We start from the raw sequence: 13,115 nt of genomic DNA, 5'->3' as shown, positions 1-13,115 counted from the left end.
ACGATGAAAGTTAGAGCATCTTTAAAGAAGCGGACAGAAGACGATAAGATCGTAAAGCGTAAAGGTCGTCTTTACATTATTAACAAAAAGAACCCTAAGCATAAAACGCGTCAGGGTTAAACAAAACAGTAATTAATTAAATAGTTATTACTATATGGCTAGGATTGTAGGTGTCGATTTACCTAAAAACAAGAGAGGCGAAATAGGGTTAACCTATATATACGGCATTGGTCGTAGTACCGCCCGTGAAATTTTAACCAGGTCCGGAATCTCTTTAGATAAGAAGGTACAGGATTGGGATGATAAAGATATTGCTTCCATCCGTAAGATTGTTAACGAAGAGATCAAGACAGAGGGTGAACTTCGCTCACAGGTGCAACTAAACATTAAACGATTGATGGATATCGGTTGTTATCGTGGAGTTCGACATCGTATTGGTCTTCCTGTAAGGGGTCAGAGCACAAAAAACAATGCTCGTACCCGTAAGGGAAGAAGAAAAACAGTTGCGAATAAGAAGAAAGCTACAAAATAATTAGAAAATGGCTAAGAAAACAGGTACAGCAAAGAAAAAGGTTGTTAAGGTTGAACCAGTGGGTCAGGCGCATATTCATGCTTCTTTCAACAATATCATTATTTCTTTGACAAATGCTCAGGGTCAGGTAATTTCCTGGGCCTCAGCCGGAAAAATGGGTTTTAGAGGTTCGAAAAAGAACACCCCTTATGCAGCCCAACAAGCAGCTGAAAATGCTGCTAAAGTTGCCCACGAAATGGGTTTACGCAAAGTAAAAGCCTTTGTGAAGGGACCCGGTGCCGGACGCGAATCAGCAATGCGTTCAATACACAATTCAGGTATTGAGGTCACAGAAATTGTAGATGTTACTCCATTGCCACACAATGGATGTCGTCCACCTAAGAGAAGAAGAGTATAACCGACAACTTTAATTGAAAAATGGCTAGATATACAGGACCAAAAACAAAAATTGCCAGGAAGTTTGGTGATGCAATTTTCGGAGCAGACAAAAGTTTCGAAAGAAAAAATTATCCTCCAGGATTTCATGGCGCCACTAAAAAGAGAAGAAAAACCTCTGAATACGGTCTGCAATTGAAAGAAAAGCAAAAAGCTAAATATACCTATGGTGTTTTAGAAAGACAGTTTTCGAATCTTTTCAGAACTGCAGTATCGAAAAAAGGAGTTACCGGTGAAGTCTTGCTGCAATTGCTTGAGCTTCGTCTCGACAATGTGGTGTATCGCTTAGGAATTGCCCCTTCTCGCGATGGTGGCCGTCAGCTCGTATCGCACCGTCATATTACCGTAAACGGTGAAGTAGTAAGCATACCTTCCTATACCACCAAGCCTGGAGATATTATTGGTGTACGCGAGAAATCAAAATCGTTGCAAACCATTACCGATTCACTTGAATCACGCGGTGTGAATGTTTCCTGGATGGAATGGGATCGTTCGTTGATGCGTGGACGCGTGATGAGCGCACCACAGCGCGATGAGATTCCTGAAAACATCAAGGAACAGCTTATAGTTGAATTGTACTCTAAATAATTTTTATATACTTTATTATGGCAATTTTAGCGTTTCAGAAACCCGATAAAGTTATAATGCTTGAAGCGGACGATAAATTCGGAAGATTTGAATTTCGTCCCTTAGAGCCAGGATATGGAATTACCGTGGGTAATTCAATCCGTCGGATTTTATTGTCGTCACTTGAAGGTTATGCCATTACTACTATCAAAGTAGAAGGCGTAGAACACGAATTTAGTTCCATAACCGGCGTTATCGAGGATGTTACTGAAATCATTCTGAATTTTAAACAAGTAAGATTTAAGCAACTTATTGACGATGTAGATCATGAAAAGATCACCATCAATATCAGTGGTCAGGAAGTTTTTAAAGCTGGAGACCTTAATCGTTACCTGAGTGGTTTTGAAGTACTCAATCCTGATATTCAAATCTGTCACATGGAACCCAGCGTGGAACTTCAGATGGAATTGACTATTAACAAAGGTCGTGGTTATGTTCCGGCAGAAGAAAATAAACCCCTTGATGCTGAATTCGGACTAATTCCAATCGATGCCATTTTTACTCCGGTTAAGAACGTAAAATATGCGGTAGAAAATTACCGGGTTGAACAAAAGACCGATTATGAAAAACTGGTACTCGAAATAACCACCGATGGGTCTATTCATCCGAAAGAAGCTCTGAAAGAAGCAGCAAAAATTCTGATTTATCACTTTATGCTGTTTTCTGACGAAAAAATTACTTTGGATGCCGAAGGGGAAGCCTCGAACGAAGAATTTGACGAGGAGATCCTGCACATGCGCCAGCTTTTAAAAACCAAACTGGTTGATCTGGATCTTTCAGTGCGTGCTTTGAATTGCTTGAAAGCTGCAGAGGTGGAAACACTTGGCGACTTGGTAAAATTCAACAAAAACGACCTTTTAAAGTTCCGTAATTTTGGTAAAAAGTCACTTACCGAACTCGATGAGTTGCTTGAAAATATGAGCCTTAATTTCGGTATGGACATTCTTAAATACAAGTTAGACAAAGAATAAGTATTCTCTTTTACAGGGAGCAAAATATTGATGAACGATGCGACACAGGAAGACAATTAATCATTTAGGAAGAACCGCCAGTCACCGTAAAGCGATGCTGGCCAATATGGCTGCTTCTTTAATTCTGCATAAAAGAATTAGCACCACTACTGCAAAAGCCAAAGAACTACGCATGTACGTGGAGCCATTGATTACCAAATCGAAAGACGATTCAACACATTCACGCCGTATGGTTTTCAGCTACCTGCAAAGCAAAGAGGCTGTTTCTGAATTGTTTCGTGAAATTTCACCAAAGATTGCTGAGCGTCCCGGCGGCTATACCCGTATTCTAAAAACAGGGGCACGACTTGGAGACAATGCCGACATGTGCATCATTGAATTGGTAGATTATAACGAAAATATGCTTTCCACTAAAGGCGAAGCAGCAGGTAAATCTACTCGCCGCAGAAGAAAAACCACCGGAAAAGCCAAAGAAGAAACAGCTGCCGCAGCAGTAGCTCCTAAAGCCAAAGCTGTAAAGGAAGTGAAGGAGGAAGAAGTGGTTGATGTAATAGAAGAAACCAAAGCAGAGAGCGAAGTTAGTTTGGATGAAAACAAAAAAAATGAGTAGTCTGCAGTTTTTGAATTTATTATGATATTTCCAGGGGGGATTAGTGCTTGTTTACTAAATCCCTTTTTTTATTTTAAGAATAAGTTTAATTAACCCTCAAAATATATTTACTAATGGGACAAATAGCTAATGTACATGCACGCGAGATCATCGATTCTCGTGGTAACCCAACCATAGAGGTTGAAGTTACACTTGCCAGCGGTTTTGTAGGTCGTGCCGCAGTGCCTTCCGGAGCTTCGACTGGCGAACACGAAGCCCTTGAGTTGCGCGATGGCGATAAAAGCCGCTACCTCGGTAAAGGGGTTCTGAAGGCGGTGAAGAATGTCAACGATATTATTGCTCCAGAACTTATTGGAATGAATGCCCTGGATCAGGTAGCAGTTGACAAGAAAATGCTTGCACTCGATGGTACCAAAACAAAGGCAAAACTTGGAGCTAACGCTATTTTAGGCGTTTCACTGGCCACTGCCAAGGCTGCTGCCGATTATCATGGTATGCCATTGTATCGTTACATAGGCGGCACCAACGCTAAAACCCTTCCTGTGCCTATGATGAACATCATCAATGGTGGTTCTCACTCCGATGCCCCTATTGCATTTCAGGAGTTTATGATTCGCCCTGTGGGTGCAACCAGTTTCCGCGAAGGCTTGCGTATGGGTGCTGAGGTTTTTCACTCCCTCAAAGCAATACTTAAATCAAAAGGCTTAAGCACTGCCGTTGGCGACGAAGGCGGTTTTGCCCCTAATTTTGCAGGTGGTACAGAAGAAGCGCTTGACAGCATTCTTGCTGCCATCGAAAAAGCAGGTTACAAAGCCGGTAAAGATGTTACCATCGCTCTTGACTGCGCTGCATCTGAGTTCTTTAAAGATGGTGTGTACGATTATACCAAATTTGAAGGTGCTAAAGGTGCAAAACGTAATTCAGCACAACAAGCCGATTACCTGGCCGAATTAAGCACCAAATATCCCATCGATTCAATCGAAGACGGATGCGACGAAAACGACTGGGATGGTTGGAAAATACTGACCGATAAATTGGGTAAAAAAATACAATTGGTAGGCGACGATTTGTTCGTGACCAATGTTGATTTCCTTAGCAAAGGTATCAAACTGGGCTGTGCCAACTCAATACTAATAAAAGTAAACCAGATTGGTACATTAACCGAAACCCTGGATGCCATTGAAATGGCTCACCGTGCAGGTTATACCTCTGTAACATCGCACCGTTCAGGCGAAACCGAAGATGCAACCATTGCAGACATTGCGGTAGCTACCAACTCAGGTCAAATTAAAACAGGCTCTATGTCGAGGTCTGACAGGATCGCTAAATACAACCAATTGCTTCGTATCGAAGAAGAATTAGGAAATTTGGCCATCTATGGTTATAAAAAGTAATTCGAATCAGATACCATTTAAAAAAGCCATTCGTGCAAACGAATGGCTTTTTTGTTTCATAGTATTCTAGAAGAGAACATTGAGCTGCGCTACACTTGGTATGGTTGCTCGAGAGTTAAAATATTTTATTTGCTTTTTCCGGCTTAGTTTTGCCATCTTTTTTAGTTAGTGAATAAACCAAACTTATCATTGGCTGTTACTCAGCTAAACTATTGTAAAATCATATTTAAAGATTCACTATTTTCTTTCTGACAATTGGAGTAGAATACTAGTGATAAAATATTAAATTCATATATTTAGAAAACGGCTAATAACTAAATACAGAAAATAAATGTCAAGTTTAAAGAATAGGTTAATTCAAAAAATCGAAGAATGGCGTCCGCGAATTAAGGATTTGCAGGAAAATTATGGTGATGTCGTTGTCGATCAGGTAACCGTATCGCAAATAATAGGTGGTATGCGGGGTATTAAAAGTCTTGTTACCGACATTTCTTACCTCGATCCAAACGAGGGGATACGTTATAGAGGCTATACCCTCGAAGAAGTGTTCAGACTCCTGCCCAAGGCAGAAAATAGTGAGATGCCACTTGTGGAAGGTTTGCTTTTCCTGCTTCTTACTGGCGATGTGCCCACAGTGGACGAAGTCAATGAATTAACCGACGAATTTCGAAAAAGGCGCATACTTCCAAAATATGTTTACGAGGTAATCGATGCTTTTCCGCCCAACAGTCATCCCATGACAATTTTCTCTACCGCAATCCTTACCATGTCAAGGGAGTCGTTTTTTAATATGAAATACCGCAATGGCATTGCCAAACAGAATTACTGGGACCCAACTTTTGAAGACTCCCTTAATATGCTTGCCAAACTGCCCACCATTGCAGCGTATATTTATGCTAAATTATACAAGAATGGCAATTTTATCCACAACAACCCTAACCTGGATATGGCCGGTAACTTTGCCAATATGATGGGAATTGCTAAACCCTATGACGATGTAGCCCGGCTTCATTTTATAATTCATGCCGATCACGAGAGTGGAAACCTTAGTGCCCATGCGGGTCACCTTGTTGCAAGTTCACTTTCCGATATTTATCTTTCTACCTCTGCCATGATTAACGCCCTGGCGGGTCCCTTGCACGGTTTGGCCAATCAGGAAGTATTGCGCTGGTTGCAAGCACTCAAAGAGCGCATGGGCGATAAAGAACCTACCGAAGAGTCAATGAAACAGTTTGTTTGGGACACGCTTAATTCCGGACAGGTTATACCCGGGTTTGGCCATGCCGTTTTACGCAAGACCGACCCAAGGTACATGCTTCAGCGCGATTTTAGTTTAAAGTACCTTACCGACGATCTTCTTTTCAAATATGTCGACATGTTGTATCATATCGTGCCACCCATTCTGCAGGAGCATGGGAAAGCAAAAAACCCATGGCCAAACGTAGATGCGCATTCAGGAATAATACAATGGCATTATGGCGTGCGTGAGTATGAGTTTTATACAGTATTGTTTGGAATTGGACGTGCCATAGGAGTGTGTGCCAATATTATATGGGGCAGGGCGCTTGGATTTCCAATCGAAAGACCCAAGTCGATTACAACAGATATGCTTGAGGCTATGGCTCGAAAAGGAAAAGTTAATTAAGCAAATTGAAAAAAAAACTATTCTCATGCCTGTTCATTGCGGACAGGCTTTTTTATTATATTTCGATTCGAACAAAATTCTCCGGATCTTCTTCGCTAACCTGCCCCAGGCAGCAAACAAAAGAATCTTGTTGCAATTGTTTGTTACGTTTTTGTTCATTAACTTTAAAGTAGATACTAGACCCATAATAGATGCATGATTAAAAGTTTTCTGACGTTAACTTTCTGCTTGGTATTTTTATTCTCTTCCATGGCGCAACAAGAAATCACATCCGGGCAGATTCTTGTAAGTGCCAATATACCTCTTTCCGGAATTTCAAAAATTTTCTTTGACCAGGCTGGCTTAATGTGGATTGGAACCAATAACGGATTGTACTATTTTAATGGATACAAATATCAGAAGATCAGTACAGCTTTTTTTGGTCAGAACAGCCTTCACGACGACAGGATACTCGATATAAGCCAGGATAGTAAGGGTAATATCTATGTGATTAACCAATATGGAATTGAACGCATCGAATTAGCAACCGGAATTATTGGTAGCATACTCGAAATATCAGATGCGCATCAAATAATTGGTTTCGAAAATCAAAACGACACAGAAATTCTTCTTTTTGTAGCAGGTGAATCGATCTACAGCTTGAAGACAGCAACAGGAGATTATAAATTATTGTACAAGAATTCTGTAGTTACTACCCCACTTGCTTGCAGAATTGGCAGAACGATTTATTTTGCCAATTCCAAATCGATTGTTGAAATTGATATTCATTCAGGCAGTATACAAAAGGAAATACCAATACCGGGTGCAAATGCTAAAATATCTCACTTAAAAGTACTGGATAATAACAACCTCCTTGTTGTGAATGGAGGAAGAATCTTACGCTATTATTTACCATCCGGACAGTTTAATGATGTTCTTAATCAGTCCTTCCCGATCTCAAGCCTGGCCGTTAGCATTAAGGGTACTCTTGCATTTACCGCCAACAACCAGCTTTACTTTTTCGAATCTCCCACCTTAGGTTTATCTACCCGACCAAACCTTGTTGGAAAAATTCAGGATATTGCCGTTCAAAACATATTGTTCGATCGCAACCAAATGATTTGGATTGCTTCCAGCCAGTCGATAATTCAATTTAATCCATTTATCCGTGGGTTTGAACAGAAAAAGCTTGATGCACTTAATGGTAATGTTTTTAAGCAATACGTGCACTTAGAATCGTCGCGAAATGGATTTATCTACCGCACTGAAAACAACAGATTGTTTTATTACCATGCCGTAAATGAAAAATCGATCAGCATCCCTTTTGATTCTTGCAAGGCATCATGTCTGGTTGATGACAGGCTATTAACAGCAAACGAAAATCAGCTTTTATTGCTCAATGTTTCGGTATCTGAACCCCCAAAAATTATCAAGAAAGGTATTCACGTCAACAGCATACGGCAATTTAATCAAAAGATTTATGTAGCTGCACAGGAAGGCTTGTTTCTATTCGGGTCCGACAGCCTTTTGCAGATTTCCAACCGAGCTGTTCGCGATTTTTTGGTGAAAGAGAACGGTGTCTATCTGCTGTTAGAAGAAGGCTTTGGTATTTTAAAGTCCGGCACCCAGGAGATAGAATTTTTAGTTAGGGATAGAAGTTTGTATGCGAAATCTAAAATCAACGACATGCTGCTATCTTTTGATGGGAAAATATGGATAGCCACTGACAATGGCCTATACCTTTACAATCAGGATAGTGATTCCAGTCAGGAAAAGAAGTTTACAAACTATTACCAAAATAGGGTTTATGCAATCATCGAAGCCGAAGAACTACCCGAAATTTGGTTTAGCACGGACGAAGGTTTAGGCGCCATCAACTACCGAACCGAACATCAAATGATTATTAGCAGGGAAGATGGGTTGACGCAACTTAACTTTCTGAAAGGTATCGTGTTTTTCAATAAAGACGGCGGACTATGTTTTGGCACCCAAGAGGGATATCTGAGTTTTCGTCCAGAATTAGTTTATAGAGACCGAAAAGTACCAGAAGTAAAAATTTCCCAGGCAGAGTATATTTCAAGCAGACAGATAAAGAAGTTTTTGTTTATTTCCGACACGATTGTCATTCATCCAGACATCAGTCTTTTACGGCTCGATTTATCAACCTATGATTTTTTTTCGCCACGCAATACACGCTACGAATATTCGCTCGAACCTGCGTCGAAACCAGCGAGTTGGCAAAAGATCGAAGAAGGGAACCGATTGCTGATTGGCCGTCTTAATTCGGGTAATTATTTACTGAGTATCAAGGCAATTAACAGTCATGGAGTGATAAGCAACCCAGCCAATTATGTGGTACTTGTAAAGGCTCCCTGGTATCAAACCAAATGGGCTTTCGGGCTTTATTTACTGATATTGGTATTTATGGTGTTACTGATTATACGTTTTCGCACCAGCTCACTGCTGCAAATGAACCGTGAGTATAAAGAAAAGGAGCGTATAGCAAAAAAAATTGAGGGGCAAAAGGAAGAACTGGCGCTAAAAAATAAGAGTATTACCGACAGTATTAATTATGCACGACGAATTCAGCTGGCAATGATGCCTACTGTAAAACTGTTTTCGAATTACTTCCCCGACTCTTTTATTCTGCATATGCCTAAGGATATTGTGAGTGGCGATTTTTATTGGGTTAATAAAGTAGGGAAGAAAATATTTTTCTCGGCAGTAGATTGTACCGGACACGGCGTACCAGGAGCCTTTATGTCTATTATCGGGGTAGAATTATTCCGACGTATTACCGAAATTGAAGGCATCTCTGAGCCTGCAGAGATACTAAACCGATTGAGTCGAAATTTCGAAAGAGTCTTTGGCGATGTAAACGAAATGAAACTCCGTGATGGGATGGATCTCTCGTTCTGCGCCATTGACGAATCGCACACGAAACTTGAATTTGCAGGGGCTTTCAACCCCTTGTATATCATTCGCAACAATTCCATAATGGAGGTGAAGGGAGACCGGCATTCGGTGGGTGTTTATGACGAAGATGACAATGTGCCCTCTTTTAATCCACATTTATTGAATTTACAGGAAGGGGATATGCTTTATATTTTTACCGATGGGTTTGTTGACCAGTTTGGTGGACCTGAGCAAAAAAAATACAAATATCGCAGGTTCCGCTTACTTTTACTGGCATTGCATCAATTGCCTGTTGAAATGCAAATGGAATACTTACGCAAGAGTATTCTCGAATGGAAAGGTGACCTGGAACAGGTCGATGATATTCTGGTGATGGGAATCAGAATTCACCCCAAAATAGCCGCTGAGTAATCATTGTTGTTTCGCAAAATATTGTCAGAAAAGAGCTGGGATCAGATTTCTTCAGCCTTCAGTAGATTTTCCATTTTCTTTAACAATACTTCAACCTGAAATGGTTTGCTGATATAGTCGTTCATTCCGGCTGCAATACATGCCTCCTTATCGCCCGATAGGGCATTGGCTGTAATGGCAATAATGGGCGTATGCATGTTGGTGCTCGTCTCCAGTCCGCGAATCTTTTTTGTTGCTACAATTCCATTCATCACAGGCATTTGAATATCCATTAGCACCAAATCATAGCGTGTAGAACCAAATTTATCGAGAGCCTCTTTGCCATTGCTGGCAAGGTCTATATTCCTGACTTTTCCTTTCAAGCTCAACAGTACAATTTTTTGGTTAATCGAATTATCTTCCACCAATAGAATGTTGGCATCGCTTAACGATACAGCTTTGTGTTTATGCACCACTTCTACCACCTCGGCTTCAGATACAGCTGTTTTTTTTGAGGCCTTTTGAAGGGTGAGCTTGAATTCAAATAGTAAATCGTCGGTATTGATACTAAGTGAGCCCGAATGGAGTCGAATAATTTTTTCTGCAATAGCAAAATCAAAAACAAGTGCAGGGTTTTCTTTTAATTCATCAGGCGATTGAAATGCATCGAGGGCATAATAAGAATTATTGTGATCTATAAGCTTCATGTCGGGGCAAGTAAAACTAAAAGAGATGGTGGCAGCTTGTGCGTCCTTGTGAACCAAAGTCATTGCGATATCCAGATCACGTTTTTGGTTGTTGATGTTTGTTTTAATGAAATTTTCAATTAGTGTAAGGAATAACTGTTTTATCAGCACCGGATCACCTATAAAGTCTTCCTTGATGGGATTGTTGAGGCTGATTTTTAATAAATCTTTGTTCTGGTTTTCAAACAGTTTTATAGTATTTTCAACAGCGTTGTTCAGGTTAAAACCGACAGAGGCTCTCTGTTTTTCGTCAAAATCAGTAGTCGAAACTTTTACAATGTTATTCACTACATTCACCAGGTTGTTGGTTGAAGTAATAATGGTTTCGAATAAGTCGCGCTGTTCGGGGTCGAATTTTGATTGGTTAACAAGGGTGCTTATTAAAGTAATATTATTCAGTGGAGTCCGTATCTGATGCGACAATTGAGAAAGAAAATCATCTTTCTTTTTAATTTCCGCACTGTTTTGCTCGATCTCTTTTTTCAGTTGCAAGGACCCCGATTTTTTTATGAATTCATAAACCAAGAACATAGTGTGCAAGGCAACATAGGCAATAAAAAACCTTATTGTAAGCGAGATTGAAATTAGTGAGAGATTAGGCAAATAGAATCCTAAAAGGGTAACCAAAGCTAGTGTTGAAAGAAAAAGCAGAGAAAACAAGTTACCCTTTTCGAAACCTTTTATGCTTATTGCCAGCAAAGGAAAAATCAGCGACCACAAAAAGCCCCAACTATCAATGCTTTCGAAAACATAAAGATAAAGAAGCAGTATGGCCGAAAGGAGAATAAAAATATTCACCGAAGGTGCAAATCGCTCAATTTGGAAAAGGAGCTTGTAATTAATAAAAATCATCACGCAGAATGCCATCAAAATACTTGCAGTCTTGTAATCCGCTTCGATTATTCTTGAAAGCATAAAACCAATTAACAGTAAAATAAGAGATAAACTGTATATACCCACCAGAACAGCAACATTCTGGTGCTCGGTATCAAGAGTATTTCCAGCCTTCGTTTTCAGGTAATTCGCGAGCAAACTTAAACCCCTCATTCTTGTATGTAGTTTTTTAGCTTGGTTATTTTGGGCATGTTAAATATAATTAAAAAACAGTTACTGTTTACCTTTGGCATGAAAATAGCTTGTATCACAGGACTTGCGAGTACGTTAATTTTTGTAATTTAGTAAATGAGGCAGCAGTCCGTTTTATCTTATTAGTATACAATGAAGCAAATTTTAACCAATAACGTATGGATCAAATACTCCCGTATCGGAATTGCTCTGTACTGTTTGTTATTTATAAGCGGGTATTCCCGGGCACAGGCTGATTCCCTAATACCCTATTCTGCCTCGTTTAAATTTCAGGAGGGAATCTTTCTTTCTTTTGCCGATGTTACCTACAACAACCCAGTTCCAAAGGGTCGCATACTGGCAGATGTGGATTACAGTCACCCCGAGTTTTTTGAAAATGTACTGCAAAAGCCCAAAATAGTATACCTTGATAAGTTGGGTAATCAGATAGTAGTGCCTACTAATAAAATATGGGGGTACTCGCGCAATGGCTTCTTATACATCCGCGTCGACGATGGTTTTTACCGGATCACACTGGTTGGTAGTTGCTGTCACTTTTTGGCATATAAAACCTACCAGGTAACCACCAATTCCTCTCCATATTACAATAGTTATCAATATCCCTATTCCACTTATCCGCAGCCTACTACAACACAGAGCGAAATGAGACAATACATGCTCGATTTTAAAACCGGAAATATTCTCGAGTATTCCGTAGCCGGGCTGGAAGTGATTTTAATGAACGACCAGGAGCTTTATGACGAATACATGCTCTTATCGTCGAAAAAGAAGAATCAGTTAAAATTTATGTTTATCAGAAAATATAACGAGAGAAATCCTTTATATTTATTAAAACTAAAATAAAAAACCATGAAAAAGCTATTCTTTTCCGCTTTGATTTATATTCTTATAGGGCCATCTTCCTATTCGCAGGACTATATTCCGAGCCGCGATGATATCCAGGCCTTCTTTAATACAAAAACCCTTGTGGTACTGCAAGATAATCCGCTTCTTGAGTACAATCAGGTAATTCAGGATGTAATGAAACAGGAATGGACCATCACCGAATTTGAATTTATCAGTTACAAAGAATTCGAAGAAAAGCGTTTCGATCCGCAGTATTCTTTTTTGTACATGTCGCAGGTAATGTTCGACAACGATAAAACGGATGCCCGTTACAGGTTTTTGCATTTATCCCTTGGTGGAGATTATTTCAGAACAAACCAGATGCCCGATATTGCCTCTGTACCCTTATCCTATTTCAGTGTCGAAGAGGATAATTATATCTATAAATTAGCCATATTGGTGCGTTTTATGCAAAATCACGCGAAGCTGATTAAGGATAAACCGGAAATTGTATCGGCTAACGTATTTAAATACTATAACAACAACATTAAAGATATCCATTCGAAAACGCTTTATGTGCTTGAAGAGGAATTATCGAAAGAAGTGAATTCTGCAGCGCGCATCCGCAAAATTTATCCTCATAAATTTCAGATAGTTACAAAAGAAGAAATTACTGCTGCCATTAAAGACAGAAACGAAGAAATTGTTTTTCTGCACAAAGTAGGTCCGGAAGGTACTAAAATAGATGCCCGTTGTTACAAGGTAATTATTGGTGCTGCCGATGCGAATTTCTATTATTTCGACTATCACAAAATCAGCGAAAAAAAGCCAGATGGGCTTTTAGATGCTGATTTCGAGAAAATGGCAAAATAATGCCCCAACCACAGGAATGGTTTTTCATTCCTGTTGGTAATTTTTATTCGGCAAGCTCTGATTATTGCTTATATTGCTTTAAATAT

12 protein-coding genes are annotated in these 13,115 nt (G+C 39.8%); 11 read left to right on the top strand and 1 reads right to left on the bottom strand.

Annotated features, from left to right (window positions below; translation table 11 throughout):
• The first annotated feature begins 3 nt into the window (after nucleotides 1-3).
• The 9 genes from rpmJ (at nucleotide 4) to IPM71_04585 (ending at nucleotide 9,520) form a co-directional block, all read left to right on the top strand.
• Nucleotides 4-120: a 50S ribosomal protein L36 gene (gene rpmJ, locus IPM71_04625; protein QQS52020.1), complete on the top strand. Its 117-nt coding sequence runs from the start codon at nucleotides 4-6 to the stop codon at nucleotides 118-120.
• A gap of 34 nt (nucleotides 121-154) precedes the next feature.
• Complete coding sequence (gene rpsM / locus IPM71_04620) at nucleotides 155-532, top strand: 30S ribosomal protein S13 (GenBank protein ID QQS52019.1); 378 nt, start codon at nucleotides 155-157, stop codon at nucleotides 530-532.
• Between the two features lie 7 nt (nucleotides 533-539).
• On the top strand, nucleotides 540-929 hold the full coding sequence (gene rpsK, locus IPM71_04615) for a 30S ribosomal protein S11 (protein ID QQS52018.1): 390 nt from the start codon (nucleotides 540-542) through the stop codon (nucleotides 927-929).
• A 20-nt stretch (nucleotides 930-949) separates the two neighbouring features.
• Nucleotides 950-1,555 (top strand): 30S ribosomal protein S4, encoded by a 606-nt coding sequence (gene rpsD, locus IPM71_04610; protein QQS52017.1) that lies wholly within the window; start codon nucleotides 950-952, stop codon nucleotides 1,553-1,555.
• A gap of 17 nt (nucleotides 1,556-1,572) precedes the next feature.
• Nucleotides 1,573-2,565 carry a DNA-directed RNA polymerase subunit alpha gene (locus IPM71_04605; GenBank protein ID QQS52016.1) on the top strand — a complete coding sequence of 331 codons (993 nt, stop codon included), beginning with the start codon at nucleotides 1,573-1,575 and terminating at the stop codon, nucleotides 2,563-2,565.
• A 37-nt stretch (nucleotides 2,566-2,602) separates the two neighbouring features.
• Nucleotides 2,603-3,175, top strand: coding sequence for a 50S ribosomal protein L17 (gene rplQ / locus IPM71_04600; GenBank protein QQS52015.1), 573 nt, complete (start codon nucleotides 2,603-2,605; stop codon nucleotides 3,173-3,175).
• Nucleotides 3,176-3,288: 113 nt separating this feature from the next.
• Nucleotides 3,289-4,569, top strand: a complete 1,281-nt coding sequence (gene eno, locus IPM71_04595; protein QQS52014.1) for a phosphopyruvate hydratase — start codon at nucleotides 3,289-3,291, stop codon at nucleotides 4,567-4,569.
• 331 nt (nucleotides 4,570-4,900) lie between these two features.
• Nucleotides 4,901-6,214, top strand: coding sequence for a citrate (Si)-synthase (locus IPM71_04590; GenBank protein QQS52013.1), 1,314 nt, complete (start codon nucleotides 4,901-4,903; stop codon nucleotides 6,212-6,214).
• A gap of 249 nt (nucleotides 6,215-6,463) precedes the next feature.
• On the top strand, nucleotides 6,464-9,520 hold the full coding sequence (locus tag IPM71_04585) for a SpoIIE family protein phosphatase (protein QQS52012.1): 3,057 nt from the start codon (nucleotides 6,464-6,466) through the stop codon (nucleotides 9,518-9,520).
• A gap of 41 nt (nucleotides 9,521-9,561) precedes the next feature.
• Here the strand turns inward: IPM71_04585 and IPM71_04580 are convergent, their stop codons facing one another.
• The gene (locus tag IPM71_04580) at nucleotides 9,562-11,292 is read right to left on the bottom strand and encodes a response regulator (GenBank protein QQS52011.1); all 1,731 of its coding nucleotides are present in this window, start codon (nucleotides 11,290-11,292) and stop codon (nucleotides 9,562-9,564) included.
• A gap of 171 nt (nucleotides 11,293-11,463) precedes the next feature.
• Here IPM71_04580 and IPM71_04575 point away from each other — a divergent pair, with 171 nt between their 5' ends.
• Nucleotides 11,464-12,174, top strand: coding sequence for a hypothetical protein (locus tag IPM71_04575; protein ID QQS52010.1), 711 nt, complete (start codon nucleotides 11,464-11,466; stop codon nucleotides 12,172-12,174).
• A 6-nt stretch (nucleotides 12,175-12,180) separates the two neighbouring features.
• Nucleotides 12,181-13,029 (top strand): hypothetical protein, encoded by an 849-nt coding sequence (locus IPM71_04570; GenBank protein ID QQS52009.1) that lies wholly within the window; start codon nucleotides 12,181-12,183, stop codon nucleotides 13,027-13,029.
• Nucleotides 13,030-13,115: the final 86 nt, after the last annotated feature.

Source organism: Bacteroidota bacterium (genome assembly GCA_016699695.1).
Classification (GTDB): domain Bacteria; phylum Bacteroidota; class Bacteroidia; order Bacteroidales; family UBA10428; genus UBA10428.
The sequence above is the reverse complement of the archived record's forward strand: the minus strand, read 5'-3'. Positions and strand labels throughout refer to the sequence as shown.

What these genes read in the sequence shown, in the direction of transcription:
- IPM71_04570 (QQS52009.1), top strand. Translation starts at nt 12,181, where the DNA reads ATGAAAAAGCTATTCTTTTCCGCTTTGATTTATATTCTTATAGGGCCA.
- rpsD (QQS52017.1), top strand. Translation starts at nt 950, where the DNA reads ATGGCTAGATATACAGGACCAAAAACAAAAATTGCCAGGAAGTTTGGT.
- IPM71_04585 (QQS52012.1), top strand. Translation starts at nt 6,464, where the DNA reads ATGGCGCAACAAGAAATCACATCCGGGCAGATTCTTGTAAGTGCCAAT.
- IPM71_04575 (QQS52010.1), top strand. Translation starts at nt 11,464, where the DNA reads ATGAAGCAAATTTTAACCAATAACGTATGGATCAAATACTCCCGTATC.
- rpsM (QQS52019.1), top strand. Translation starts at nt 155, where the DNA reads ATGGCTAGGATTGTAGGTGTCGATTTACCTAAAAACAAGAGAGGCGAA.
- IPM71_04580 (QQS52011.1), bottom strand. Translation starts at nt 11,292, where the DNA reads ATGAGGGGTTTAAGTTTGCTCGCGAATTACCTGAAAACGAAGGCTGGA.
- rpsK (QQS52018.1), top strand. Translation starts at nt 540, where the DNA reads ATGGCTAAGAAAACAGGTACAGCAAAGAAAAAGGTTGTTAAGGTTGAA.
- IPM71_04605 (QQS52016.1), top strand. Translation starts at nt 1,573, where the DNA reads ATGGCAATTTTAGCGTTTCAGAAACCCGATAAAGTTATAATGCTTGAA.
- eno (QQS52014.1), top strand. Translation starts at nt 3,289, where the DNA reads ATGGGACAAATAGCTAATGTACATGCACGCGAGATCATCGATTCTCGT.
- IPM71_04590 (QQS52013.1), top strand. Translation starts at nt 4,901, where the DNA reads ATGTCAAGTTTAAAGAATAGGTTAATTCAAAAAATCGAAGAATGGCGT.
- rpmJ (QQS52020.1), top strand. Translation starts at nt 4, where the DNA reads ATGAAAGTTAGAGCATCTTTAAAGAAGCGGACAGAAGACGATAAGATC.
- rplQ (QQS52015.1), top strand. Translation starts at nt 2,603, where the DNA reads ATGCGACACAGGAAGACAATTAATCATTTAGGAAGAACCGCCAGTCAC.